Source organism: Oceanispirochaeta sp. (assembly GCF_027859075.1).
Taxonomy (GTDB): Bacteria; Spirochaetota; Spirochaetia; order DSM-2461; family DSM-2461; genus Oceanispirochaeta.
Genome location: NZ_JAQIBL010000212.1, coordinates 1 through 25,079 on the forward strand (window position 1 = coordinate 1; position 25,079 = coordinate 25,079).

The following is a 25,079-nucleotide window of genomic DNA, read 5'->3' on the forward strand; positions in this document are numbered from 1 at the left end:
ATGAAGACCCGGATTCTGACACGCCTCCCCTGGATGAAGACCCGGATTCTGACACAGCTCCCCTGGATGAAGACCCAGAGTCTGACACAGCTCCCCTGGATGAAGACCCGGATTCTGACACGCCTCCGTTGGATGAAGCTCCTACTGAAACAAAACCTCCTGCCCATTCCGCTCCTGAAAAAAATCCTTTAGATGAGACAGAAAAGATAGAACCTCACCTGGATATTGCGGGCATGATGAACTACTTGTTTACACTCTCCCATGATCTGCCGGAAGAGAAAAGGCAAATTCTGATAGACAAGGCTATTCCCCTGAAAATGGCGTCTGTTGTCAAGAGACTCTCCGGAGGAAAGTATTTTAAGGAGAAGGTTTCCGGTTATGACAGGAGAAATGCAACCCGCCTCGATTTCCAGATTAGCGAAACGAGAATGAAAGAATCTTTCTCAGCCTTTCGGAATCTGACACAGGAACATCCTGATAATCTTATCAGCTCAGCCTTTACCAAGAAGATGGATGAATTATTGACAAAAATAAAACCTTATCTCTGAATTTGAATTTCCGGATCAGAGTTGTTTATGATCCTTCAATTTTACTTCAAAACGTTCCAGTTCCTTTCCCCTCAAGGGATTTAATTCACCCTTCATAATCTTATTCAATGCAGCCAGTTCTGAGGCAGAGAAACGAACAGATCCCCGGATATGATTATCAAAGGCTTCCATGGCAACAGGGCACACAAGGGAAACCAATCGATGGATTTCTTCGGCATAAACCCGGATCTCCATCTGAGCATGGGCATCCATCCTGAGTTTCAGGAAATGAAACATGTTTTTAAGGTCCATCTGCCAGTACCATTCTGTATATAAGCTCAAAGGGAGGTTAATCCTTGCCAGCTCCCTGGCAACTTTGTCATCCAGCAACGAACTATAATTTTCATATACCCGGGTTTGCTCCTCTTCCAGGAGGGTTCTGACTTTCTCTTTCATTTCTTGAGGAATGTCTTCTGTTGAACGGCCTTGTTTATTGTCCAGACTCTGAAAGGCAACATCTTCAGCCGAAGGAATATAAAACTCATTTTTCATCACACTGTAGCGTCCGGATATTTCATTGACACGAGCTGTTCTGTGGCGGACCCACTGACGAGCCACAAAAATAGGCATCTTGGTATGAAAAGTGAAGACAACCTGTTCAAAGGGTGATGTATGGTCGTTTCTGAGAAGGTAATTAATCAGTCCCTTGTCTTCTCGGAAAGACTTGGTTCCGCTACCATAAGAGACACGCGCTGACTGTACAATTCGGTCATCTCCCCCCAAATAATCGACCAATCGTACAAATCCCTTATCCAGAACGGGGAATTCCTTATCCAGGACTGCCTCAGCTTCTTGAACTATACTATGGCCCATATTCTCTCCTTTAATTCAGTTAATAGAGCTGTATTTTAAATATTATCCTATTCCTGCACAATAAGATTCACTTGACCGCTTGAATAATCCTGTATCTCTTTCTGGCAGGCCTCTCGATATTTGTCAGGAACCTCTCCCTTCAAATGAACAAGATCTGTGAACTCCTCCTGAAGATCCTGAATCGCCGCCTGTTCCAGAATGGACTTAATTCCTTCAAACTGACTGTAACTACAAACGAGGGCTACCCTTGAATACTCCATCTTCTCCCGGGTTTCCACCAGAGACAGAACCTCCTGAGCTGCACGAGTATAAGCACTGACCAGGCCTCCTGTTCCCAGTTTTGTTCCTCCGAAGTATCGGATAACAAAAAGGGTAATGAATGTGAGACCGCTCCCCTTCAGCACTTCCAACACTGGACGGCCTGCTGTGCCATGAGGTTCACCATCATCACTGAGACCATAGAGGGTACCTGCATCTCCCAGAACATAGGACCAGACCACATGGCTGGATCCCGGATGCTCCTGTCTAAGCCTCTTTAAATGAGACTTGACCTCGAGGTCATCAAGGACAGGATAGACAAGACTGATGAATTTTGATTTTTTAAGTGTGAACTCATTTTCCGCCATTCCGGCAGGAATCATAATTTTTTTCATTTTTTTTTCCCGAACCCTCAAAATGTACTATAATTTGCTTTAGAAAATAAAGTCAAATCTGTGTTTTATCACGACCTGTCCCTTCTTGATTTCTGATCCTGAAACGTTGTATAAGTGGTGATTTTATTGTATTATACAAAATTCACAATATTGATTATTAATTATGCAGCTGCTAAGGAGCTATAGTGATAAAAAAAGATTTTCCTAAAGTACACTATTATGACCAGGACTTTGTAGACATCTATAACCGATCATGGGCGTGGATACAGGATGACTGGTTTAAGAGTGACTCCGAAAATACTATAAAGAATGGTTTCTTTAATCATAATGAAAATACAAGCCTGGACCTTTTTGAAACCTGCATGTCTACGTTTTTCCTAGTCTATTATAACATGAAATACCCTGTTGCTCCCATGTTAGACAATTTTTATATGCTCCAGGAAGAGGATGGCGCCATCCGATCCAATTATGATCTTGAAACATCAGAACCTGTTTATACAGAGGCAAATCCCAAAGGAGCATCCCCCCCTCTTCTGGCGTGGGTAGAATATAATCTCTACCATAAGGTTGGTCAGAAAAAGAGGATAAAGGAAGTCATGCCTCCTCTTGAACGCTACTACAGCTGGTTGGATGAGGATTTTATGGATATGGATTCCGGTCTGTATGTTGTTCCTCTCGAAGCTACCAAGATGACAAATTCTCCCCGGTCTAAAATGAAGTTCGCCGTCGATTTTAATGCTCAGCAGGCTCTGAATTCCCTTTATATGTCTGCCCTGGGTGATATTTTGAATGATAAGGAACTCAGTTTTAAATATAAGAAGAAGTACTTTTCACTCAAAACCAGAATAAACAGTCTGATGTGGAATCAGGATGATAACATTTACTACGATCTGGATGCGGACCTAGAACAGGTCAAGGTGAAAACAGCAGCATCCTTCTGGCCCCTTTTAGCGGAGATTCCCAATGAGGCCCGGGCAGAGGGTCTGATTGATCTACTCAAAGATCCTGATTCCTTCGGAACAGATAACCCCTTCCCATCTCTGGCAGCGAATGAACCTGATTTTGATAAGAAAGGGAATGGGTATTGCGGGTCTGTTTATCCCTTTCTGACTTTTATGATCATCAAGGGTCTGGAAAAATATGGACGCTATGAATTTGCCAGAGAGTGCTCGATCAGGCACATGTATTACATTCTCGATACTTTCCATCCTGACGGAAATACAAAAGGAACTCTATGGGAAGCCTATTCCCCCTTAAGTGAAGGTCCTGCTGTAGGAAAGGAGGGGGTACAGGAAAACAAACAGCTCTTCCTGACCTATGCCGCCTTATCGACGATAACTCTCATGATCGAGAATATCGTAGGACTGTATATAAGTCTGCCCCGAAAAACAGTAGATTGGATTGTTCCGACTCTAGAACTTATGGGGATAGAAGATCTCTCTCTTAAAAGAAATATGATAACTATCCTGAGCAATAAAAGCAGCAGAGGATGGGAAATTCGGCTCGAATCGGAGAAATTGTATTACTTTACCATAGATATTCTGGGTGAGAAGAAAAAGACCCTACCTATTCCATCGGGAAAATGCTCCATGCTGATCGACAAGCTATAATCACTGAGTTCATTAAGAAAATAGCCTGTTTCGAAAGGAATCAGGCTATTTTTTTAGTAGTTCATCCTTCCCTTCATGGCTCTGGAAATGCTCATTTTATCGGCATACTCCATATCACCACCCACAGGGAGGCCCGAGGCAATTCTTGAAATTCTAATCTCTTTGTCTTTCAGTAAGTGCTTGATGTAGAGAGCTGTCGAATCTCCTTCCAGAGTGGGATTGGTCGCCAGAATCAGTTCATTGACTCCCAGGGTCTCAATCTGATCCAGAAGCCTGTCAAAACCCAGTTCAGAAGGACCAATACCGTCCAGGGGAGACAAAACACCATGGAGGACAAAATACAATCCTTTGTAATCTCCGGTGCTTTCAATCATCATAATATCCTGTGATTCTTCTACCACACAGAGGATCAATTCATCTCTGTCACGGGAGCTGCAGATGCTGCAGAACTCCTCTTCAGTGTAATTTCCGCATTGGCTGCACTTATGAATTTTTTCTTTCAGTTCTGAAATGGACTGACTCAGAAGCTTATTAAATGACTCATCCCCTTTCAGTAGAGAATAGGCCATGCGTGAGGCACTTTTCTTTCCAATGCCCGGCAGTCTTGACAGAAGGGTTATAAGATTTTCGAGGGTGTTCATCCTCAGACTCCGGGAAACCCGGGAGGCAGAGGCATCCCTGAAAGATCAGACATTTCATCCCTGATTTTTTCCTTCATTTTTACCATCGCAGCAGAACAGGATGAAACGATCAGCTCTTCCAGCATTTTCACATCCCGGGGATCCACGGCAACAGGGTCAATGGTAATGCCCAGAATATCCATCTGACCGTTCATTTTGACAGTCACAAGGCCCCCTCCGGAGCTGCCTTCGGCTTCAATTTTCTTTAACTTCTCTTGAACATCACCCATTTTCCCCTGCATTTCCTGCAGGTTTTTCATGAAATCCAATGGATTAAAACTCATATTTCACTCCTGTTTACAATTGTCCCTCTGAATACGTTAAGAACAAGCTCTACCTGTTCTTCAATTTCTTCATTCAGGATTGAATCTTCCTCTTCTTTGATCACTGTTTTTATCTGCACTGTCCATCCGAGATGACCCTTGATAATGCTTTCGATTTCTCTGCTTTCCTTCTCAATAAAAGTACTTTCAAAGGGGCTGTTAAAACTGAGAGAAAGGATATTTTCATTAAAATCCCAGTGCCCTGATTTTTCCATTGCCGCTGCCAATGAATGACGGTCCTGTCTGAGTACCCGAAGGATATCTGCTTTCAACTCAGCCAGAGGAGGAAAGGGCTTTGGAGTGGACTCTTCTGTCTGAGGAGGAGGGTTCTGGCTCTTTGAAGGAATAAATGCCCCGGGGAACGACTTGATTTCGCTGTGATTTTCACCTTCGGCTACCGGAAGGGATTCATCCGGTTTCTCGACGGTAGGTGCAGAATGGGAATCCTTTCGATTTTTGACCATTCTGTCAAAGGCTTCAGACAGGCCTGGCTCAGGGGGTTTTAATTTTTTTTTTTAGTCTCTTCCAGAGTAGGAGTGATAGACAGGGCTGCAGTATTTCCCATCTGTTCCTTGAGCTGCCCCAACTCTTCCAGCAATGATTTGGGATCTATATGATAACGGATGGAGGACATGCGGCTTACCAGCAACTCCAGCTCAAACCGGGGATTCAGAGAATAACGGATATCCCGGAATAGATTAAGAACCTCTTCAAGAGCCCATTCGATCTGACGGGAATTCAGGTGCTCAAATACAAGACTTGAAAATCGGTCAGCCTGATGGCCAAGAAGAGATTCCTTTTTCACACCATGGAATATGAAAAGTGCATTCCTCAAATATTCAGCGATATCTATGATGAACTGTTCAACCGAGACACCACCGGAAAGAATAGTATCCAGAAGATCCAGAGATTCTTCCGCCTTTTCCTCCACCAGGAGAGCCATGAGATTATTCAGCTGATCCATACCGATAAGGCCAAGTTTTTCCTGGATTTTCTCCAGGGTGAGATGGCCTTCTGAAAAAGAAACGATCTGGTCAAACAGAGTGTAGGCATCTCGAACTGAGCCTGTCGATTCCCGGGCAATCCAGAAGAGGGCATCGTCATCGTATTTAACGGCTATTTCATCACAGACCGCCGCCAGAAGCCTCTTTATTTCACCCAGGTCCACCAGTCGGAAGTTAAACTGTTGGCACCGGGAACGGATGGTCGCAGGCACCTTATGAATTTCTGTGGTGGCAAATATAAAAATTATATAGGGAGGAGGTTCTTCAATTGTTTTTAAGAGTGCATTGAAGGCGCTGTTAGACAGCATATGAACCTCATCGATGATGTATATCTTGTACCGGGAACTACCTGGTCCGAAGAGGACTTCATCCTTGATCTCCCGGATATCATTGACTCCGGTATTAGAAGCACCATCAATTTCAATTACATCCATGGAATTGCCCCGGGCAATTTCCTTGCAGTTGGAACAGACCCCACAGGGGTTTACACTGGCTCCCCTCTCACAGTTGAGAGACCGGGCCAGAATACGGGCGGCTGAAGTTTTTCCTACACCTCTAGGACCGGAAAACAAATAGGCATGGGCGATTCTATTATTTTCAATTGAGTTCTTTAGAGTGGCTACAACAAAATCCTGACCTGACAATTCCAAGAGGGTCTGAGGTCGTTTCCGTGAGGCGGTTACTTCAAATTCCATAGAGATTCATTATATCTGAAAGGAAGGGAGTCATCAAGCTTGAGTGGGTGTCAAAAAAAGGACAAAAAAAATCCCCTCAGCTCCTCTCAAGCTATCCATGGCACATCAAACAATCGCTTACGGCTGCTACCTTCCGATCCTGACCGGGTTGGGCGATGTTCAATTGCATGGAGCCTGAAAATCAACACTGAAGGGAAATACGGAGAGGGGGGGATTCGAACCCCCGGTACCTTGCGGTACATACGCTTTCCAAGCGCACACCTTCGGCCACTCGGTCACCTCTCCCGACAAATAAAACATGGTATAAAACTAGAATGAAATCATCCCAATATATGCCCAAGAGGGTTCGAACCTCCGACCTTCAATTCCGCAAACTGACGCTCTATCCAGCTGAGCTATGGGCACATGTACGGAGAGGGGGGGATTCGAACCCCCGGTGCGGTTACCCGCACAACACCTTAGCAGGGTGCCACCTTCGGCCACTCGGTCACCTCTCCTGGTTTGTTTTTAACCAGAACAATAAAAATATACAGATAATGGTCAAAACTACGGAGAGGGTGGGATTCGAACCCACGGTAGGTCTCCCTACGCTGGTTTTCAAGACCAGATCCTTCGACCGCTCGGACACCTCTCCAAAAACCGTAGGTTAAAATATCGCAAGTCCAAATCTTTGTCAAGCCTCGAAGAACAGCGGAAAGTTGGGACCCAGTATTTTATGATTGTCATAGTTGGGTTTTTAAATATAATAAGTATATGAATATTATTAAAAAGCATCCTTTGAAAGAAATTGGTACCGGGTTTATTCCTGAAAAGTTCCTTCCCCAGGGAAAGGATGAATATTATATAAGAAAGAGACAGCTGGGTGAATCTATCTCCCATCGGCACCTCTCAGCCCATGAAATTGAAGTTCTTGTTAAGAATGCGAACTCTGCGGATGACTGGAATTCCATATATGTGACAGATCACTTTGACCCGAAATTGGTGAAAAACAATCAGTTTCATGGTTTGATCCGCATCGGAGACCTGGAAAGCCTTTATCTTGAATTCCACGATATCCCCCTTCCTGTCGGAATTTACAATTCCAATATTATTTCCAGTGATCTCGGTTCAAATGTCTCCATTAATAATGTCAATCTTCTCTCTCATTACATCATTGAAAATGAAGTGATCCTTCTGAATATCAACGAACTTGTCACCACAAATTATGCTAAATTCGGAAATGGTATTATAAAAGAAGGAGAAGATGAATCGATAAGGATATGGGTTGAAATTGCCAATGAGAACGGCGGTAGAAGGGTTCTGCCTTTTGACGGGATGACTGCCGGAGACGCCTGGTTATGGTCCCGCTACCGTGATCGAACTGCCCTTCTGGATAAACTCAAATCCCTGACTCAGAACAGTTTTGATAAAAAACGCGGGTATTATGGCCGCATAGGCACCGGGTCAGTTCTTAAACACTGTCGAATTCTAAAAGATGTCTATGTGGGCAGCAATGCCTATATCAAAGGGTCTAATAAGCTTAAAAACCTGACCATTAACAGCTGTGCAGAATCCCCCACACAGATAGGAGAGGGGGTTGAGCTCGTTAATGGAATTATCGGCTATGGGTGCCATATTTTTTACGGTGTCAGCGCCGTCAGGTTTGTAATGGATGACCACACCAATTTGAAATACGGCGCCCGGTTGATCAACTCCTTTCTTGGAAATAATTCTACCATATCCTGCTGTGAAGTTCTGAACGCCCTGATCTACCCCGGTCATGAGCAGCATCACAACAGTTCCTTCCTCTGTGCATCCACCATTTTAGGTCAAAGCAACATGGCATCGGGGGCGACCATCGGATCCAATCATAATTCGAGAGGAAATGATGGTGAAATATTCGCCGGGAGAGGGTTCTGGCCCGGTTTAAGCACAAGTCTGAAGCATAACTGCCGTTTTGCCTCATTCAATCTCCTTGTTAAAGGAGCCTATCCTGCAGAAATTGATAATCCACTGCCCTTCTCACTGGTCTCCAATGACGAGAGCCATAATTGCCTGAATATCATTCCTGCCTACTGGTTCAGATACAATATGTATGCCCTGGCCAGAAATGCCTGGAAATATGCTAACCGGGATAAGAGGTTAGAGAAGAAACATCTTATCATATTTGATTATCTGGCTCCGGATACTGTGAATGAAATTTTTAGAGCCATGGAAATCATAAGAACTCTGGTAGAAGAGACCAGGGATTATCAGCAGCAGAAAATATATGCGACAGCCCATGAATTCCTCTGTGGAGAAAACATTCCGACTCTCAATGCGGATAATATAGAAAGCGGAAAAAGATCTGTCATCATCTTAAAGCCCTGTGAAGCCTATCGGGTGTATAGAGATATGCTGCTCCTTTTCGCTGTCAAAACCCTGGTAACATCAAAGATAGACGCCCGGGTTATCCTTAAAACAATCCACGGCTGCAAAAAGAGAAGCGACTGGGAGAATGTGGGAGGACAGCTGATCAGAAAAACTCAAGTGAAAAAACTTCTGGAAGGAATTGAGAAAGACAGGGTCAACAGCTGGGAAGGAATTCATGATTTTTACCTCAGAGAAGCATTGGAATATCCCAAAGATCTTGTAGATCACGCTTTCTCTACCCTGAAAGAACTATTTCAACTTGAAAAAATGGAAGAGAATGAAAATTCACTTCAGGGAATATTCCACCGGAGCCTGGAAATCAATCGGAATCTGGATGAAAAGTGCTATGCCTCCAGATCTAAAGACTACAGCAATCCATTCCGCAATATCACCTATTCCAGCGATATAGAAAGGGATGCAGTAGTCGGAAGACTGGATGATGACAGTTTCATTGTAAAAAACCGGGAGGACACCCAGGCCCTGGAAGATTTAATAAAGGAATACCTTTAAACGTTTTCACGAAATCAGGTCAAAAATCCTTTCCAAATCATCCTCAGAGAAATAGGAAATCTCAATTTTACCCTTTTTTAAGTTTCCTTTAACCTGGACTCTCGTACCGAAATGATCAATAAATTTTTGTTCAATCCCTAAAATTTCTGGTACCTTATTCTTAGGAAGAGTCGCTTTTTCCCGGCTTTGAGGCCGTTTCCCCTGGTTTAGATCCTCCACCATTCGTTCGGATTCCCTGACGGACAAACCCTCATCCCTTATTCGGCTGTGAAATATTTTTTGATCGGCCGGATTTAAAACCGCCAGTATCGCTCGGGCATGTCCTGCAGTGATAACACCCAGATTCAAGGACTCCTGTACATCCGCCGGTAAATTCAGAAGCCTGAGACTATTGGCGACAGTAGAACGCTTCTTTCCGACCTTATCAGCAACTTCCTGCTGGCTCATATCCAGGGAATCCATCAGATTTCTGAAAGCCTTTGCTTCTTCAATGGCTGTCAAATCTTCCCGCTGAATATTTTCGATCAGAGCAATTTCAAGTTTTTCCTCTTCTGTAAAATCTCTTACAATAGCGGGAATAGTCTTTTTCCCGACAAGAAGGGACGCCCTGTAACGCCGTTCTCCCGCAACAATCTCATAACCCTGTGCGGATTTTTCAACAATGATGGGCTGAATGACGCCCCGGGATTGAATGGAGTTAGCGAGTTCCTGAAGAGAATCTTCACTAAAGATTTTTCGGGGCTGATCAGGATTTGTTCTAATAGAATCAATCAAAAGATCTTCAACAGAATCACGGATGTCCACATGAATATCAATATTATCCTGTTTGCTGTCATCCAGGCTGAGAAGGGCATCAAGACCCATCCCGCCTAAGGCTTTTTTCTTAGACACGTTTTAAAACCTCTCCGGTCAATGTTTTATAGCATTTGGCGCCGATGCATACTGCATCATAGAGATTGATGGGAAGACCATGGGATGGAGCCTCAGAGAGTCTTATATTCCTGGGAATAACAGTATTGAAAACCATTTCCGGGTGCTGCTTAAAAGTATCCTGTACACTTTTAATAACTTCTTTTCCCAGATTTGTGCGGGAATCATACATAGTAAAAATAATACCACCAATTTTTAAACTGGTATTTACTGATTTCTGAATTCTCTTGATGGTCATGGAGTACATGTACTTCAAACCCTCTAAAGCAAAATATTCACACTGCAGGGGAATGATCACCGTGTCGGCCGCGACAAAACCATTGATAGTCAGAACACCCAATGAAGGCGGGCAGTCAATGAGGATGTAATCATAGGACTCCCTCAAGGATGAGAGGATTTTCTTTAAATACTGAAGAGAGTCCTTTTTATCAGCTTTACTGAGTTCCACGGTTGCACCGGAAAGATTCAGATTGGATGGTAATATATAAAGATTTTTCTGGGGAGTCTTTTGCACAGCCTTCTCAACAGGGATTAATCCCATCATCGCCTCATAGATGCTGTTCTGCGTATCCTTTATGCCGAGACTGCTGGAAAGGTTGCCTTGAGGGTCAAAGTCGACCAGAAGCACGCTATGACCTGCCTCTGCCATATAAGCTCCAATGTTAACAGTGGTGGTTGTTTTACCTACACCGCCCTTCTGATTTGCGAATACCACTACTTTTGCCATAGCCAGAATTATAGCCGAACAGCTATTTCTTGTCACTTCAATACTGTAATGTTGACCAACAAGTTTTTTTTTAATACTTTTAGAGCCATGTTGGGCATAATTATTACCCAAAATACAGGAGAATATAAGCATGTTAACAGAAAGAGTTCAAAAAGCACTCGAAGATGTAAGACCCTCACTGCAGGCTGATGGCGGAGATATTGAATTAGTAGAAGTAAAAGAAGATGGAACAGTTCTTGTGCGGCTTCAAGGCGCCTGCGCCGGATGTCCCATGTCACAGATGACTTTGAAACAGGGTGTTGAAACATATTTGAAAAAACAGGTTCCAGAAGTTACAACAGTAGAATCAGTTTAAATTCTTTTTTATGGTAGAACGTTCCGATAATTTATAAAGCTTGATTTTTTCATTTTTTGCTTTAAATTTCAAAGTACGCACTCAACTCTGGGAGGCGGAACTTTGCAGAGGAATCAATAATGAGCACTATTTTACAAAAAGAATTTAATAAATCCTTATTAGATAAAGATTTATTGCATATGTTCCCTAAAATTGAACTTCATCGTCATCTAGAGGGAACTTTCGATATAGATACCCTCTATGACATTTCAATAAAAAATGGATTGGATACTCCCCGGGAGAAACAAAAATTTAAGGAATATTGTCAATTTCCTAAAGACCATGAGTCTGATTTTCTATTATTCCTGGCAAAATTTCATACAAACTGGTACAGATCACTCGATGATGTCTATAAAGTTGTATATAACTCGGTGAAAAAAATTGTCAATGAAGGCATCCATTACATCGAGCTTCGTTTTTCTCCTGAGCATTTTTCTTTGGAAAACAATTTTGACCGGTTGGAAATTACCAAAATTGTAATCAATGCCGCCGATGCAGCAGCCAAGTCAAGCGGGCTGAAGATTAAATATATACTGACATTTAACCGGGGAAAGCAGACCTCTTCTGAAATGCTTAAATTATACAGGACAATGTTGGATCTCAACATTGACAGCATTGTTGGTGTGGACCTTGCCGGAGATGAAACCAATTTCCCTCCAGAACTATTTTCTAAATTTTTCGATGCAGTCAACGAGATTGGCGTTCATAAGATTGATATTCATGCCGGTGAAGTTACTGATTCAAGTCAAATATGGACAGCCATTGATAAACTTCATGCCGATAGAATAGGTCATGGAGTCTCTACTATCTATGATGAGAAGTTGCAGCTTGAACTAATCGATAGAAACATTTACCTCTGTCAGTGTGTTATTTCTAATTTTCAGACAGCAGCATGGTCTGATACACCATCCCATCCCATCGCCCGCCTATTCAGAAAGAATGTCCCGGTTTCTATAAGTTCAGATGACCCGACAATTCAGAATGCCAATTTAGTCGATGATTATCTAACAATCGTCAAGAATTTTGATTTTTCCTTTCAAGAATTGGTTAAAATTAATTTCAATACGATTGATGCCTCTTTTCTCTCAGCAGATCAGAAAAGTTCAATGAAATTAGATTATTCCAAAGCCCTGGATTTCTTCATTCAGAAAAATTCTTAACAATTTATCCACAGGAATAGAAGCTGTTTTTCTGAGAATGAGAAATAATTAATTATATTAATTGCAATGATATATTCGAGCAGAGCAGATAAACTGAGGATTTTTATCCCCAGTTTATACACAGGCAGAGTGGTCACTCTGCTTTTTTTATCATTAGAGCGTAAGAACAATGGATCTGACCCCTCAACCGGGACAGTCAGTGAAGTCGCACCTTTAGATTCATACATATCAGGAGTTCTATACCCCAAATATGAATGTTTACTTTGTCGATTATAGAAGACTTCAATATCTTCGAACAGAACATTTTTTGCTTCTTGTCAACATTCAAAAATTTCATTCTGCAACCATTCTGCCTTAATGCTTTAAAAAAGGTCTCACCACAGGCATTGTCCCAGCAATCACCTTTGTGACTCATGCTTTGAAACATCAGTTCTGACTTCAATGCATTAAGGAATCTCTTGGAGCAGGACTGACTTCCTCTATCGGAATGAAAGATTAGGAGTTCTCAGCTGTACAGCATGCCAGAAGGCCATAAGAAGTAAGTTTGTATCTATTCGTGAACTTTCCCGACCGACCAGCAACGTTCCTGGAATATAAATCGATAATTACACATAAGTATATCCATACTTCTGCTGTCCAGACGGAGTTGAGATCACGGACCCTTTCTGATTGAGATCAGAGACTGAAAAAAACCGATTCAGTAGATAGAGACACACATTGTGGTTATGCTTGGTATTTGTTGTAATCAGGATTTTTTTCTTCATTCTCTGGTTTAAGTCATTGTCACTGAGTATACGAGCCTCTTTTTTATGATTTATCGGTGTCCCTATGTCTTTCAGGTCATCAGAGATTATTGGAGTACCATTAGAAAAACGGCTTTGTTTCTGGAGATCTTGTATCTTCCCAACAAGATCTCTTTCGTTTGATAACTGATACTGCCTTTTTTAGAAGAGTGGAGCCATCTATAATATCTATTCCGGCGGATTCCAAGGGTCCTGGCCATTTTCACCACCGGATAGGATTCTGAATGATTATTCATGATTTTATACATCATTTCTGGTCCTTGCTGAAAAAGGATACAGCTTTTTTGCGGATGCCTCATTCCATTGTGACATCTGCCAATTCTCTCCGTAATTGAGCTAATTCCGCCTCAATTGGTTTTCCCTGCCCAGGAAATGCTTTCTCTTGATGAGTTTCATATTCCCGTCTCCAGCGACTTAACATCTCTTGATTGATTCCAAGTTCTGCAGCCACTTTCCTGGCGGGCTTACCTGCCCTCAGAAGGAATTCAAGATATTTCTGTTTGAATTCCTTTGTGTACTTCCTACGATTGCTCCCCATAAAGTATCTCCTACTTTTAATATCAGAGACTTAACTGGCGGTCTACATCGTCTGGGGGGCAGGTCCACAAAGACTCTCCTTCAAGATGTTTCACGTGAAACAAAAAGCCGCAGTATTTGTACTGCGGCTTTTAAAAAAGTTTATTTATTATTCTGAGGTTTCACGTGAAACATCGTCACTAGTCTCTTCAGGACTCTCGTCTCCATTTTCTTCAATGATGACTGGGTCAACCAGGAGATCGTCCTCGCTTTCCTCATTTTCTTCATCTTTTTGCTGAACAGCAACTCCAACAAGTGTATCCTTATCATTTATATGAACGATTCGGACTCCAAAGGCGTTTCTGCCTATAACGGAAATACTATCCAGGTTTAATTTGATGGCTTTTCCCATGGTTGATATGCAAATCAGGGAATTTGTAGCATTAACTGACAGGGCAGCGACCAGCTTCCCTGATTTAACATTGACATTGTAGGCTCTTTGACCCTGAGTGCCTCTTCCATGAGGATTAAAATCCTTGAACTCTGTCCGTTTCCCATATCCCTTTTCAGAGATAAGGAACAACTGATTCTCTTCTGAAGCACAAACTACACCAATAAGAATATCATCACCATTTAATCGAATCCCTCGGACTCCATGTGAATTTCTTCCCATACGGCGCACTGATTCTTCAGGAAATTTTAAGCCCTTCCCATTTTTGGTAATGATCATGACGTCTCTTGTCCCATCGGTCAGTTCAGCTGAAACAAGGTGGTCACCTTCATCCAGGTTTATCGCAATAATTCCTCTTGTTTTGGCATTTCGGAAGTCATAAGTCGAAACTCTTTTAACAACGCCCATTTGAGTTGCCATAAAAAGAAAATTATCTTCAGAAAAATCCTCAAGGGGAACCATGGTTGTTATTTCTTCATCCGGGACAAATTCAAACATGGTTTTAAGGTGCTTTCCCCGGGAAGCTCTAGATCCTTCGGGAATCTCATAGACTTTCAGCCAGTAGGCTTTTCCTTCGCTTGTCACAAAGAGGATATAGCTGTGGGTAGAGGCCAGGAAAATATGTTCTATGAAATCGCCATCTTTTAATGCTGCCGAATTAGAACCCTTACCTCCTCGCCCCTGCTCCTTATAAGCTGTAAAAGGAATTCTCTTGATAAATCCTCTATTGGAAATAAGAACAACCATGTCCTCTTTTTCAATCATATCTTCCATATTCATGGAGCCAATTTCTTCAATTCTTATTTCAGTTTTTCTTTTATCACCATACTTTTCGGCAATTTCAGTGGTTTCTACTTTAACCACATCCAGAATTTTTTCTTCATGAGCGAGCAGGTCTTCAAGGTAATCAATGTATTTCATGATTTCAGCCAGTTCATCCAGTATTTTCTGGGTTTCAAGGCTGGTCAATTTCTGCAGTCGCATATCAAGAATAGCCTGAGCCTGTAACTCACTGAAATCGAAGCGTTCCATGAGATTGGCTCTTGCCATATTCACGTTGGCAGATTTTTTAATGATATCTACCACTTCATCTATATTTTCGAGGGCTATTTTTATTCCATCAAGAATATGAGCCCTGGCTTTTGCTTTTTTCAGTTCGTATTCTGATCTTCTTCTGATAACTACCTGCCGGTGACTGATAAAGTAATCAAGGAGATTTCTCAGTGTACAGACCTTAGGCATCCCTTTAACCAGGGCTAAATTATTAACATTAAAATTAACCTGAAGATTTGTGTGGGAGAATAGAAGGTTCAATACAACTTTGGCTGAGACATTTCTTTTCAGTTCTATAACAATTCTCATCCCGGTTCTATCAGATTCATCTCTGAGATCTGAAATACCTTCAATTCTCTTTTCTCTCACTAGTTCGGCTATTCTAATAACAAGATTTGCTTTATTTATCATATAAGGAAGTTCGGTGATGATGATGGCATCTTTTTCTGCTGTCATCTCTTCCAGATTATACTTGGCACGAACCGTTATTTTACCGCGTCCCGTCATGGCGGCTTCTCTGAAACCAATTTTGCCGTATATGATGCCTGCCGTCGGGAAGTCGGGTCCCTTAACAATATCAAGTAGTTCTTCATCCATTATTTCTGAATTATCAATGACAGCACAGATGGCTTCACATATTTCATTCAGGTTATGAGGAGCCATATTCGTAGCCATTCCTACGGCAATACCACTGGCTCCGTTTACAAGAAGCATGGGGAAAGCGGTAGGCAGAATCAGAGGTTCCCTCATAGAGTCATCGTAGTTTGGACCAAAATCTACTGTGTCTTTTTTGATATCCATTAAGATGGCTTCAGAAACTTTTGCCAACCTGGCTTCCGTGTATCTCATGGCCGCGGGCGGGTCTCCGTCTACCGAACCAAAGTTTCCCTGACCCTGAACGACAGGGGTCCTCAGTGAAAAGTCCTGAGCCAAACGAACAAGAGCATCGTAGATAGACTGGTCTCCATGGGGATGAAATTTACCAAGTACATCCCCGACAATACGTCCACATTTTTTGTAAGCCGTATTATATCTGATACCCATTTCACTCATAGAAAAGAGGATTCTCCTATGAACAGGTTTCAGACCATCCCTGACATCAGGAAGGGCTCTACTGACGATGACAGACATGGCATAATTGAGATAGGATTCTTTAACTTCATCTTCTATGGCTATTGGAATGATCCTTCCGGTATTATCATCCTGCACGATTTGCTCCTATGTGCTTTCGAAGCTGCATTACAGCATCAATAGTATATTCGTTCAGGGCCATAAGGCCCGTGAGACAATTAAATATCAAGGTTTGATACGGTTAAGGCATTCTCTTCAATAAATTTTCTCCGGGGTGGAACATCTTCACCCATAAGAGTTGTGAACATTTCATCAGCTGCTACGAAATCTTCAAGCTTAACCTGTTTCATATTTCTTGTTTCTGGGTTCATTGTCGTTTCCCAGAGCTGATCCGGATTCATTTCACCCAGACCTTTATATCTTTGCATATTAACTTTTTCCTCGGAAACACCCAGAAACTTAAGATATTCATCTTTCTCATTATCATCATACACATAGTGAGGCTTTCCATTCGCTACAATTTTGTATAGCGGCGGCATAGCCAGATACACATGACCAGCTTCAATAAGGGGCATCATATACCGAAAAAAGAAGGTTAAAAGCAGAACTCTGATATGGGAACCGTCTACATCGGCATCTGCCATGATGATTACTTTGTGGTATCTCAATTTTTCAATATTGAATTCTTCCCCGAGATTGGTTCCTAAGGCAGTTATTACTGGAAGCATTTTTTCGTTGGAAAGAACCTTTTCAATTCTGGTTTTTTCAACATTGATCATCTTACCCCACATGGCCAAAATTGCCTGAAACTTTCTGTCTCTTCCCATCTTGGCAGAACCACCGGCGGAATCTCCTTCGACAAGGTATACTTCGCAGTTTCGGGGATCTTTATCAGCACAATCCGCCAGTTTTCCTGGAAGACCCGAACTCTCAAGAAATCCTTTCCTTCTAGTCAGGTCTCTTGCCCTTTTTGCGGCAGCTCTTGCCTTGGAAGCCGTAATTGATTTATCCAAAATAATATCAATAACATTTGGATGCTCTTCCAGATAGGTTGTTAACCTCTCATTCACAATGGATTCAACGATTCCTCTAACTTCAGAATTTCCCAGTTTAGTTTTTGTCTGACCTTCAAACTGTGGTTCTTGAACTTTTACAGAAATAACACAGGTCAAACCTTCCCTGACATCTTCTCCTGATAAATTATCATCCACTTTTTTGGCTAATTTTGACTTCCTAAGAAAATCATTAAGGGTTCTTGTAAGGGCTGCTTTAAAACCGGAAAGGTGAGTCCCTCCTTCCTTTGTGTTTATATTATTCACATAAGAAAAGATGTTTTCTGCATACCCTTCATTATATTGGAGAGATAATTCAACGATTACCTGATCTTTTTCAAATTCAAAATAAATTGGTTCCGCAAATAAAGGAGTTTTTGCCTTATTGAGATATTCAACAAAGGATCTAACTCCTCCCTCAAACATGAATATCCTTTCTTTTTCAGGACTTATTCTTTCATCAGTAAGATTTATGGTTATCCCCTTATTAAGGAAAGCCAATTCTCTCAATCTGTTCGAAAGGATATCAAAGCTGTATTCAGTATCATCAAATATAGTTGTATCTGCCTGAAATCGTACGACCGTCCCTCTTTTAGAGGTTGTGCCCACAATTTTAACATCTTCATCAGGAACACCAATTCTATATTTCTGATAATTGATATCTCCTAATCTATGAACAAAGACTTCACACCATTCAGAAAGTGCGTTTACGACAGAGACTCCAACACCATGGAGTCCTCCAGAGACCTTATAGCTATCCTTGTCAAATTTTCCACCCGCATGAAGTTTAGTCATGACAACTTCAAGAGCACTTAAATTTTCAACTGGATGTAAATCGACAGGAATACCTCTACCGTTATCGACAACTCTTATGATATTTCCTTCTTCAATAAACACCGAAATTTCATTACAGTGTCCAGCTAATGCTTCATCTATACTATTATCAACTACTTCATAGACTAAATGGTGTAAACCATCAGGGCCGGTTGACCCAATATACATACCCGGTCTCTTGCGTACAGCCTCCAGACCTTTGAGTATCTGAATCTGCTGAGCATCATAGTTTTCCTGCATATTTATACCTAAAATTATTATTTGAAAAGATGGGATCAGTATATCGCTGGATCATAAAAAAGTAAAGACGAGTACAAAGCTTGTCATAACAGTTAAATTAACCTAATATACTGCTCAATCTGCTTGTTGATAAATTGTGGATAAATATATTTAAATTTATATAACATAGATATTAATGACAAAGCTTAAACATTCAATATCCTTATAATTTATCCACAATGTTGTGTATAAGTTATATAAATATATATATTATATAACTTTAAATGTAAATAATGTAAGCTTTAATAAATTGCTGGTAATTTTTTACATTTTTCTGTTTTATCCTTTAGAATGGAAATTAAATCTGTGGAAAAACTGTTAATGGAGTTTTTAGTTTAAATGAATGAATTTGATTACAGTATATTCTGGGAAGAGACAATCAAACAACTCAGAGAGGAAAATGAACTTTCAGATCAAGAATATAATATGTATTTCCAGAGCATTCATTATATTGAATCCACTAAGGATACAATTGTCCTCAGTATTCCCTCACGCTTTATCCAATCACAACTAAAGCAACGCTATAATTTCATAATTGAAACCCGTTTGTTTGAACTCTCAGGAATTGTACTCACCCTGGATTTTGAAATTGAAAATAGAAAAAAAGACCAGGAAAAGTCTATTATTTCAAAAGAGGAGCCACTTGAGGAAAAAGAGAAGATATTTGAACCCCATCCACAGTTGAGAGATGATTATACATTTGAAAATTTTGTTGTGGGTAATAACAACTCTTTTGCAGCTAATGCTTCAAGGGCTATAGCTGAAAATCCAGGTTCTAAATATAATCCCTGTCTCATTTATGGTGGTGTTGGATTAGGTAAAACTCACCTTATGCAGTCCATTGGAAACAATATTCATAAAAAAAAACCGGATATGAAGGTAGTCTATATTCCAGCAGAAACCTTTATAAATGATTTTATTGAATCTATTAATACCAAAAAACAAACACATTTTAAAAATAAATACAGAAATGCCGATATTCTTCTGATTGATGATATTCATGACCTGCAGGATAAAAAAGGAACTCAAGAAGAGCTTTTTCATACTTTTAATGCCCTTTATGATGCAAACAAACAAATGGTCTTTACCTGTGACCGTCCTCCATCAGAACTCAAGAATTTTGCTGATAGACTAAAAAGCAGATTTGTAAGAGGTTTGAATGTTGATTTGCATCCCCCAAATTATGAAACAAGATATGCCATTCTCAGAAAAAAAATGGAAGATAGAAATGTCGATATCTCAGATGAAATTCTTGAACTAATAAGTGAGAACATAAATACTAATATCCGTGATCTTGAAGCGGCTCTCACAAGCATAGTGGCCTATGCAGAACTTGTACAAAAAAATATCACCCCGGAAATTGCCAGACAACAGCTTAAACAGTTTTTTTCAAGTCCTATACAGACAAATATCACCATAGATAAAATTCAAAAACAAGTTTCTGAATATTTTAACGTAACCCCCAGTGATATGAAAGGAAAGAAGAGAACCAAACAAATTACTTTCCCCCGTCAGATAGCCATGTATATTATACGGGAAATTACTGACTATTCTACTACTGAAATTGGTCTTGAGTTTGGGGGAAGAGATCATACTACTGTAATGCATTCCTGCCAGAGAATAGAAGACAGGATAAAAACAGATTCAACTATTGAACCCACAGTTCAGGAATTAATCCGCTCAATAAAGGAAACATAAAGCCTGTTCATAAGTCTGTGCATAATAAGTACTAAACTAGTGGTTTATCATTAAAATGATAAAGGTGAGTGAATATAGAGGAACACTGTGGATAAGTCCGGTATTTTATCCCCAGTTTATTAACAAGGTTATTTAGAGTTAAAGTAATGATTTAAGGGCTGAATTCACAAATACACAGACCCTACTACTATTACTACTCTTTATTAATATTAATAAGTAATAAGAGAGCATATATAAAACTGTGTATAAATTTACAATTTTTTTCATATTATAAACCTGTACAACAGGTAATTATTTTTTTATTATTCTTATATAATACAAACAGGGGATGCAAATGAAATTTATCTGTGATAAAAGCGTAATTGTAAAAGAGATTTCTATCGCCCAGGAAATTATCTCTTCCAGAAATGCACTTTCTATTCTTTCTAATGTACTTATTGAAGCTCGTGATGATGCTCTTGTTATAAAAGCTACAGATCTAAAAGTAGGATTTGAAACAAGAATTCCTGCGGTTATTGAAATTCCAGGGAGTACAACCGTATTTTGTGATAAATTTCTGGGTATACTCAGATCACTTCCAGACGGTGAAATTACGTTTGAACAAAACGAAAATGAAAGACTCTCCATCAAACCTTTGGATAAAAAAATAGTATTTGAACTGAATTGTATTTCAGCAGAGAAATTTCCAGAACTCCAGAGTATTGATGATGATAATTATTTTGATATATCCCAGGAACTTTTCAATACTATGATTTCACAGACCATTTTCTCAATATCAGTGGATGAAGCCCGTTATTTTATGAATGGTGTCTATATGGAGAAAAATGATAATGCTCTTCTGATGGTAGCCACTGATGGTAGGAGATTATCCTATATTTCAGCGGATCCTGAATCTGATGTTAATGATTTTAAAGGAATTATCATTCCTCCCAAAATTTTGAATTTGATAAAGAAACTTTCCTCAGGTGAAGGTAATCTTTCTTTGGCTGTCACTGAAAAAACAATTTATGTAAAATTTGATAATCAGAAAATTACATCTACCCTGATTGAAGGACAGTTTCCTAATTTTTCAAGAGTCATACCTGAGAGTCAGGAATATAATGTTATTCTTGATAGAAATGCTCTAAATGAAGCTTTAAAACGTGTTTCTCTTCTAGCAGAACAAAAATCAAAGAGAATCTATCTGACTTTCAGTGAAGGAAATCTTAATTTAAAATCAGAAGAAAGCGAAATAGGTATGGCCGATGAAGATATTTCCTGTGATTATACAGGAGAAGAGATTCGTTTAGCAGTCAATTACATCTATATGCAGGATCCTCTTAAAGTTATAAAAGAAGATTCCCTTAAACTTGAATTCTCAGAAGCAAACAAAGCTGTCACACTAAAATGTAATCCTGAGGCTAATTATTTTCATATTATCATGCCAATGCAGATGGACTGAAATTGGGTTTTACCTCTGTAAAATTAAAAAATTTCAGAAATTTAGAGGAGCAGGAAATTGATCTTTCCCATAAAGAAGTTTATCTCATTGGAGAAAACGGACAGGGTAAGACCAATTTTCTGGAGCTTCTATATTTTTTGTGTTATGCATCTTCCTTCCGGAATAGAAGTGATAAAGTTCTGATTCGTGAGGGAGAAAGCAGTTTTTACCTGTCAGGTCAGTTTTTGCATTCATCAGATCTTATTTCCAATAGACTCGATGTATTCCTGGATTTACATAATAAAAAAATAAAACTGAATGGTAAGAGTATTTCAGACAGAAAAGATATTCTGTCTAATATGCCCTGCGTTGTTTTTTGTCATAATGATATTTATTTTGTAAACGGCAGTCCGGATAAAAAAAGAATCTATATGGATCAATGTCTTAGTCTTCATGATCCTCTTTATATCAATGATTTGCGTCATTTTAGAAAAATACTCAAAGAGAGAAATTTTCTTTTAAAAAATGCTGACCGATCTATGTTATCCGTGTATACAAGTCAGCTGATTGATAAGGGTTTTCCCATCATGGAGAAAAGGAAGAAACTCTTTCAATTTTTAAATGAAACCTTTTCCGAATACTATAAATTGGTAAGCGGTACCAATCTTAATTTGAAAATTCACTATAATTGTTCCTGGAAAGAAGATGACAAAGATAAAATATTTGATTTGATGAAACAGAAAGAGGAAAAAGAAATTCAGTATGGACTGACATTCACTGGACCTCACAGAGATTCATTTACTGTTATGAATAATAATAAAAACTTCAATGATTTTGCCTCAACGGGGCAATTGAGGATTATATCTTTGCTGTTAAGGGTATTACAATCGGAGTATTATCAGAAAGAAAGTGGTAGAAATCCTATTTTACTGGTTGATGATGTTCTCCTTGAACTTGATAAAGAAAAAAGAGAGCGCATGATGTCCCTTTTTCCCCTGTATGAGCAGATTTTTTATACATTTCTTCCGGGTTATGAAAATGAAGTAGGAGAAGAATCACTCTGTTTTAGAGTCAAAGAAGGAAAATTGGAAAAAAAACATGGATAAGGCAGATACAATAATTTCAAATCTCTTTAATATTCGGGGTAATTCAGAATCAAAAGGATTTATGGAAGCCTATAAAAACTGGAAGAAAATCATTGGAGATGAAAGATTATCTGACCATTGTAAACTGGAAGATATTAATGACAATTCCATAAGGGTATCTTTTGATCATCCAGGATGGATTCAAGTTTTCAAAATGAATCAATCCAATATTCTAAGAAGATTGAACACACGATATCCCAATTTTACTATTACTTCTGTCAGTATGTATTTAAAAGATGATAAAATACCATCCACTTTACCTTTACGGAGAAAAGAGAATACTCCGGATAAAACAGAAAGTATTCAGTATAAAGGTAATTTAAAGAGCATAAAGGATGATGAATTGAAGATGAGATTGGAAAACCTGAAGAAAGCCCTCCAGGGAAAGTGATTATCATTTTTATTGTTTTTTTGAAATTTTGATAATTTCTAATTATTAGAGACTGAAAAGCTTAAATAAGAGCGAATCCTGCCAGCATTGATTAAGAAGAGTTGACATAGTTATCACTTAACTTTATATTATGCACACTAAAAGAATTGACTATAATTAGAGGAGTTTAAATATATGAAACGAACATATCAACCAAGTAAAACTAAGAGAAATAGAAAATTTGGTTTTAGAGCCAGAATGGCAACTCAAGGCGGTAGAGCTGTTCTTGCCAGAAGAAGACGCAAAGGAAGAAAAAAACTTTCTGTTGCCGATGAAAGAAAACCTTACTAAGAATGAGCGTCTAGGTAAAAAATCCGATCTGAATAAAATCTTTGCAAAGGGCAGCGTTTCCAAATGCCACGGAGCAAAGATTTTATTTTTAAGGAACCCTTTATCTTATAGTCGTTTTGCCATAACCATTGTCAGAAAATTTGGTAATGCAGTAGAAAGGAATTATACCAAGAGGATTTTCAGAGATTTTTTCAGAACACATAAACAGGAAATTACAGAGTCTTGTGATATTGTTGTTGTTGTCTATCCTGGAGATTTTTCATATCAAAATAGACTGGATCAATTCAATCTATTGATGAAAAGAGCAAATCTTGTTAAAAATCATTAATTGGATAATCAGTAAACTTATTGTTTTTGTGATTATCCTCTATAAAAAAGTGATTTCTCCCTGGCTTCCCAGGACCTGCAGGTTTTATCCCACCTGTTCATCCTATGCTCTGGAGGCTATATTGAAGCACGGACCCTGGAAGGGGTCCTATTTGTCTATAAGAAGGATACTTAAATGTCATCCCCGGAATCCCGGTGGATATGATCCGGTACCTAACGATTTGGAGTCATAATGGATAAGAATACCTTTCTGGCAATAATTTTGTCAGTTGTTGTTATATCTCTAGGATTTGTCATTCAGACAACCTATTTCATGCCTGAAGAATATGTAACAACCGTCAGTGAGAATACAGCAAAGCAGACCGGTGAAGAAGTCGAACAGACAAATAACCAGGCTGTCGTTCTGGAATCGACAGAAGAAGCCTTGGATACAGTGGAATTCGAATTGGGAGATGAAAACTATATATCCAGAACAATAGAAGTAGAAACTGATAAATTCATAGTTACTTTTAATACCGAAGGAGCCATCATTGAATCTCTGAAACTCAGAGAACATATGAAAGGGCTTCATCCTGTTGATATGATTCAAACAGGTGATACTGATTTAGGATCCTTTGGAATTTCTTTAGGTGACAACACTGATGCCTATTTGAAGGAAGCCTATGATTACAAACATAGCAGTGGCACGGATGAGTATAGTTTTATCAGAAACTATAAAGTTAAATTGGTGAATGGAAGTTTCAGTGATCCCTTCCAGATCAAAAAGACATTTGTTTTCTTTCCAGATGAGTATATGTTTGAAGTACGTGTAGAATTAGTCAATTCAGAAAACTCAGCAATACCTTTGAACTATAATGGAATGGCCTACACTTTATTTGCTGGACCTCAGATTGGTCCGGAGTTCCAGAAACTGGATGGTCGAAATGAGTTTAGAAAGTATTACTCCCTTTCAGGGGATAAAAGAGAAGTACACAAGCTGAAAAATGGCTCGGACGAATCGGCTGATCAGATTAAATGGGCTGCCATTGTAGGCAAGTATTTTACAATGATCGGTATTCCCGGTTCTGGAACATCCAATATAATCTGGTCAAATACACCTAGAGATGGACTTGCAGAAACATCAGAAATGATTTTTGAAAGGGCTGCTACCAAAAGATCTAACATAAAAGATGTATACCGATTTTATATAGGACCCAAGAATGACAGCAATTTAGCGAAGTACAACATGGCAT

Annotated in this window: 24 protein-coding genes, 4 tRNA genes and 1 other RNA gene; 13 read left to right on the forward strand and 16 right to left on the reverse strand. The window is 39.6% G+C overall.

Annotation, left to right across the window (positions count from 1 at the left end; all coding sequences use genetic code 11):
- On the forward strand, nucleotides 1-548 hold a 548-nt coding region (locus PF479_RS11925), incomplete at its 5' end, for a hypothetical protein (protein WP_298006772.1).
- A 15-nt stretch (nucleotides 549-563) separates the two neighbouring features.
- On the opposite strand, the gene thyX is transcribed toward PF479_RS11925, so the two are convergent.
- Together thyX and PF479_RS11935 are read right to left on the reverse strand one after the other, a co-directional pair.
- Nucleotides 564-1,400, reverse strand: coding sequence for an FAD-dependent thymidylate synthase (gene thyX, locus PF479_RS11930; protein ID WP_298006774.1), 837 nt, complete (start codon nucleotides 1,398-1,400; stop codon nucleotides 564-566).
- 47 nt (nucleotides 1,401-1,447) lie between these two features.
- Nucleotides 1,448-2,053, reverse strand: a complete 606-nt coding sequence (locus PF479_RS11935; RefSeq protein WP_298006777.1) for a YigZ family protein — start codon at nucleotides 2,051-2,053, stop codon at nucleotides 1,448-1,450.
- 185 nt (nucleotides 2,054-2,238) lie between these two features.
- On the opposite strand from PF479_RS11935, the gene PF479_RS11940 reads away from it, so the two are divergent.
- The gene (locus PF479_RS11940) at nucleotides 2,239-3,663 is read left to right on the forward strand and encodes a trehalase family glycosidase (RefSeq protein ID WP_298006780.1); all 1,425 of its coding nucleotides are present in this window, start codon (nucleotides 2,239-2,241) and stop codon (nucleotides 3,661-3,663) included.
- Nucleotides 3,664-3,716: 53 nt separating this feature from the next.
- Here the strand turns inward: PF479_RS11940 and recR are convergent, their stop codons facing one another.
- The 9 genes from recR to PF479_RS11985 all read right to left on the reverse strand — a co-directional run bounded on the left by recR (nucleotide 3,717) and on the right by PF479_RS11985 (nucleotide 6,999).
- Entirely contained in the window at nucleotides 3,717-4,304 is a 588-nt protein-coding gene (gene recR, locus PF479_RS11945) for a recombination mediator RecR (protein WP_298006784.1), read from the reverse strand.
- 2 nt (nucleotides 4,305-4,306) lie between these two features.
- Nucleotides 4,307-4,627 (reverse strand): YbaB/EbfC family nucleoid-associated protein, encoded by a 321-nt coding sequence (locus PF479_RS11950; RefSeq protein WP_298006787.1) that lies wholly within the window; start codon nucleotides 4,625-4,627, stop codon nucleotides 4,307-4,309.
- Nucleotides 4,624-5,130, reverse strand: coding sequence for a hypothetical protein (locus PF479_RS11955; protein ID WP_298006790.1), 507 nt, complete (start codon nucleotides 5,128-5,130; stop codon nucleotides 4,624-4,626). Before PF479_RS11955 ends, PF479_RS11950 begins: the two co-directional genes overlap by 4 nt.
- Before the next feature lie 38 nt (nucleotides 5,131-5,168).
- Nucleotides 5,169-6,365 carry a DNA polymerase III subunit gamma/tau gene (gene dnaX, locus PF479_RS11960; protein WP_298006792.1) on the reverse strand — a complete coding sequence of 399 codons (1,197 nt, stop codon included), beginning with the start codon at nucleotides 6,363-6,365 and terminating at the stop codon, nucleotides 5,169-5,171.
- 81 nt (nucleotides 6,366-6,446) lie between these two features.
- Nucleotides 6,447-6,545: signal recognition particle sRNA small type (gene ffs / locus PF479_RS11965), an RNA gene on the reverse strand.
- A gap of 20 nt (nucleotides 6,546-6,565) precedes the next feature.
- Nucleotides 6,566-6,650 (reverse strand) — tRNA-Ser (locus PF479_RS11970).
- Nucleotides 6,651-6,696: 46 nt separating this feature from the next.
- Nucleotides 6,697-6,770 (reverse strand) — tRNA-Arg (locus PF479_RS11975).
- A 5-nt stretch (nucleotides 6,771-6,775) separates the two neighbouring features.
- Nucleotides 6,776-6,862 (reverse strand) — tRNA-Ser (locus PF479_RS11980).
- Nucleotides 6,863-6,914: 52 nt separating this feature from the next.
- A tRNA-Ser gene (locus PF479_RS11985) sits at nucleotides 6,915-6,999 on the reverse strand.
- A gap of 119 nt (nucleotides 7,000-7,118) precedes the next feature.
- On the opposite strand from PF479_RS11985, the gene PF479_RS11990 reads away from it, so the two are divergent.
- A complete protein-coding gene (locus tag PF479_RS11990) occupies nucleotides 7,119-9,266 on the forward strand; it encodes a DUF4954 family protein (RefSeq protein ID WP_298006795.1) in 2,148 nt (715 codons plus the stop codon).
- A gap of 6 nt (nucleotides 9,267-9,272) precedes the next feature.
- Here PF479_RS11990 and PF479_RS11995 read toward each other — a convergent pair whose 3' ends face one another.
- Nucleotides 9,273-10,157, reverse strand: coding sequence for a ParB/RepB/Spo0J family partition protein (locus PF479_RS11995; protein WP_298006797.1), 885 nt, complete (start codon nucleotides 10,155-10,157; stop codon nucleotides 9,273-9,275).
- Nucleotides 10,150-10,923, reverse strand: a complete 774-nt coding sequence (locus tag PF479_RS12000) for a ParA family protein (RefSeq protein WP_298006801.1) — start codon at nucleotides 10,921-10,923, stop codon at nucleotides 10,150-10,152. The genes PF479_RS11995 and PF479_RS12000 overlap by 8 nt, the downstream gene beginning before the upstream one ends.
- Nucleotides 10,924-11,053: 130 nt before the next feature.
- On the opposite strand from PF479_RS12000, the gene PF479_RS12005 reads away from it, so the two are divergent.
- Together PF479_RS12005 and add are read left to right on the forward strand one after the other, a co-directional pair.
- The gene (locus PF479_RS12005) at nucleotides 11,054-11,278 is read left to right on the forward strand and encodes a NifU family protein (protein ID WP_298006804.1); all 225 of its coding nucleotides are present in this window, start codon (nucleotides 11,054-11,056) and stop codon (nucleotides 11,276-11,278) included.
- 179 nt (nucleotides 11,279-11,457) lie between these two features.
- Complete coding sequence (add, locus tag PF479_RS12010; RefSeq protein ID WP_298006809.1) at nucleotides 11,458-12,477, forward strand: adenosine deaminase; 1,020 nt, start codon at nucleotides 11,458-11,460, stop codon at nucleotides 12,475-12,477.
- A 1,098-nt stretch (nucleotides 12,478-13,575) separates the two neighbouring features.
- On the opposite strand, the gene PF479_RS12015 is transcribed toward add, so the two are convergent.
- From PF479_RS12015 to gyrB, 3 genes are all read right to left on the reverse strand, one after another.
- Nucleotides 13,576-13,818, reverse strand: a complete 243-nt coding sequence (locus PF479_RS12015; protein WP_298006812.1) for a transposase — start codon at nucleotides 13,816-13,818, stop codon at nucleotides 13,576-13,578.
- A 147-nt stretch (nucleotides 13,819-13,965) separates the two neighbouring features.
- Nucleotides 13,966-16,509: a DNA topoisomerase (ATP-hydrolyzing) subunit A gene (gene gyrA, locus PF479_RS12020; RefSeq protein ID WP_298006815.1), complete on the reverse strand. Its 2,544-nt coding sequence runs from the start codon at nucleotides 16,507-16,509 to the stop codon at nucleotides 13,966-13,968.
- An 80-nt stretch (nucleotides 16,510-16,589) separates the two neighbouring features.
- Nucleotides 16,590-18,497 (reverse strand): DNA topoisomerase (ATP-hydrolyzing) subunit B, encoded by a 1,908-nt coding sequence (gene gyrB, locus PF479_RS12025; RefSeq protein ID WP_298006818.1) that lies wholly within the window; start codon nucleotides 18,495-18,497, stop codon nucleotides 16,590-16,592.
- A gap of 378 nt (nucleotides 18,498-18,875) precedes the next feature.
- Here gyrB and dnaA point away from each other — a divergent pair, with 378 nt between their 5' ends.
- From dnaA to yidC, 8 genes are all read left to right on the forward strand, one after another.
- Nucleotides 18,876-20,234: a chromosomal replication initiator protein DnaA gene (dnaA, locus tag PF479_RS12030; RefSeq protein WP_298006821.1), complete on the forward strand. Its 1,359-nt coding sequence runs from the start codon at nucleotides 18,876-18,878 to the stop codon at nucleotides 20,232-20,234.
- 334 nt (nucleotides 20,235-20,568) lie between these two features.
- A complete protein-coding gene (dnaN, locus tag PF479_RS12035; RefSeq protein WP_298006824.1) occupies nucleotides 20,569-21,675 on the forward strand; it encodes a DNA polymerase III subunit beta in 1,107 nt (368 codons plus the stop codon).
- A 2-nt stretch (nucleotides 21,676-21,677) separates the two neighbouring features.
- Nucleotides 21,678-22,760, forward strand: coding sequence for a DNA replication/repair protein RecF (locus PF479_RS12040; protein ID WP_298006827.1), 1,083 nt, complete (start codon nucleotides 21,678-21,680; stop codon nucleotides 22,758-22,760).
- A complete protein-coding gene (locus tag PF479_RS12045) occupies nucleotides 22,753-23,190 on the forward strand; it encodes a DciA family protein (RefSeq protein WP_298006830.1) in 438 nt (145 codons plus the stop codon). The genes PF479_RS12040 and PF479_RS12045 overlap by 8 nt, the downstream gene beginning before the upstream one ends.
- 174 nt (nucleotides 23,191-23,364) lie before the next feature.
- On the forward strand, nucleotides 23,365-23,520 hold the full coding sequence (gene rpmH, locus PF479_RS12050) for a 50S ribosomal protein L34 (RefSeq protein WP_298006832.1): 156 nt from the start codon (nucleotides 23,365-23,367) through the stop codon (nucleotides 23,518-23,520).
- Nucleotides 23,501-23,848, forward strand: coding sequence for a ribonuclease P protein component (gene rnpA, locus PF479_RS12055; protein WP_298006838.1), 348 nt, complete (start codon nucleotides 23,501-23,503; stop codon nucleotides 23,846-23,848). The genes rpmH and rnpA overlap by 20 nt, the downstream gene beginning before the upstream one ends.
- Before the next feature lie 4 nt (nucleotides 23,849-23,852).
- Nucleotides 23,853-24,080 (forward strand): membrane protein insertion efficiency factor YidD, encoded by a 228-nt coding sequence (gene yidD, locus PF479_RS12060; RefSeq protein WP_298006840.1) that lies wholly within the window; start codon nucleotides 23,853-23,855, stop codon nucleotides 24,078-24,080.
- Nucleotides 24,080-25,079: membrane protein insertase YidC (gene yidC / locus PF479_RS12065; RefSeq protein ID WP_298006835.1), on the forward strand; the 1,000-nt coding region annotated here is incomplete at its 3' end. The genes yidD and yidC, both read left to right, overlap by 1 nt.

Bases quoted from the DNA above. Each gene is read 5' to 3' on its own strand.
- thyX (WP_298006774.1), bottom strand. From the start codon at position 1,400: ATGGGCCATAGTATAGTTCAAGAAGCTGAGGCAGTCCTGGATAAGGAA.
- PF479_RS11935 (WP_298006777.1), bottom strand. From the start codon at position 2,053: ATGAAAAAAATTATGATTCCTGCCGGAATGGCGGAAAATGAGTTCACA.
- recR (WP_298006784.1), bottom strand. From the start codon at position 4,304: ATGAACACCCTCGAAAATCTTATAACCCTTCTGTCAAGACTGCCGGGC.
- PF479_RS11950 (WP_298006787.1), bottom strand. From the start codon at position 4,627: ATGAGTTTTAATCCATTGGATTTCATGAAAAACCTGCAGGAAATGCAG.
- PF479_RS11955 (WP_298006790.1), bottom strand. From the start codon at position 5,130: ATGGTCAAAAATCGAAAGGATTCCCATTCTGCACCTACCGTCGAGAAA.
- dnaX (WP_298006792.1), bottom strand. From the start codon at position 6,365: ATGGAATTTGAAGTAACCGCCTCACGGAAACGACCTCAGACCCTCTTG.
- PF479_RS11990 (WP_298006795.1), top strand. From the start codon at position 7,119: ATGAATATTATTAAAAAGCATCCTTTGAAAGAAATTGGTACCGGGTTT.
- PF479_RS12000 (WP_298006801.1), bottom strand. From the start codon at position 10,923: ATGGCAAAAGTAGTGGTATTCGCAAATCAGAAGGGCGGTGTAGGTAAA.
- PF479_RS12005 (WP_298006804.1), top strand. From the start codon at position 11,054: ATGTTAACAGAAAGAGTTCAAAAAGCACTCGAAGATGTAAGACCCTCA.
- add (WP_298006809.1), top strand. From the start codon at position 11,458: ATGTTCCCTAAAATTGAACTTCATCGTCATCTAGAGGGAACTTTCGAT.
- PF479_RS12015 (WP_298006812.1), bottom strand. From the start codon at position 13,818: ATGGGGAGCAATCGTAGGAAGTACACAAAGGAATTCAAACAGAAATAT.
- gyrB (WP_298006818.1), bottom strand. From the start codon at position 18,497: ATGCAGGAAAACTATGATGCTCAGCAGATTCAGATACTCAAAGGTCTG.
- dnaA (WP_298006821.1), top strand. From the start codon at position 18,876: ATGAATGAATTTGATTACAGTATATTCTGGGAAGAGACAATCAAACAA.
- dnaN (WP_298006824.1), top strand. From the start codon at position 20,569: ATGAAATTTATCTGTGATAAAAGCGTAATTGTAAAAGAGATTTCTATC.
- PF479_RS12045 (WP_298006830.1), top strand. From the start codon at position 22,753: ATGGATAAGGCAGATACAATAATTTCAAATCTCTTTAATATTCGGGGT.
- rpmH (WP_298006832.1), top strand. From the start codon at position 23,365: ATGAAACGAACATATCAACCAAGTAAAACTAAGAGAAATAGAAAATTT.
- rnpA (WP_298006838.1), top strand. From the start codon at position 23,501: ATGAAAGAAAACCTTACTAAGAATGAGCGTCTAGGTAAAAAATCCGAT.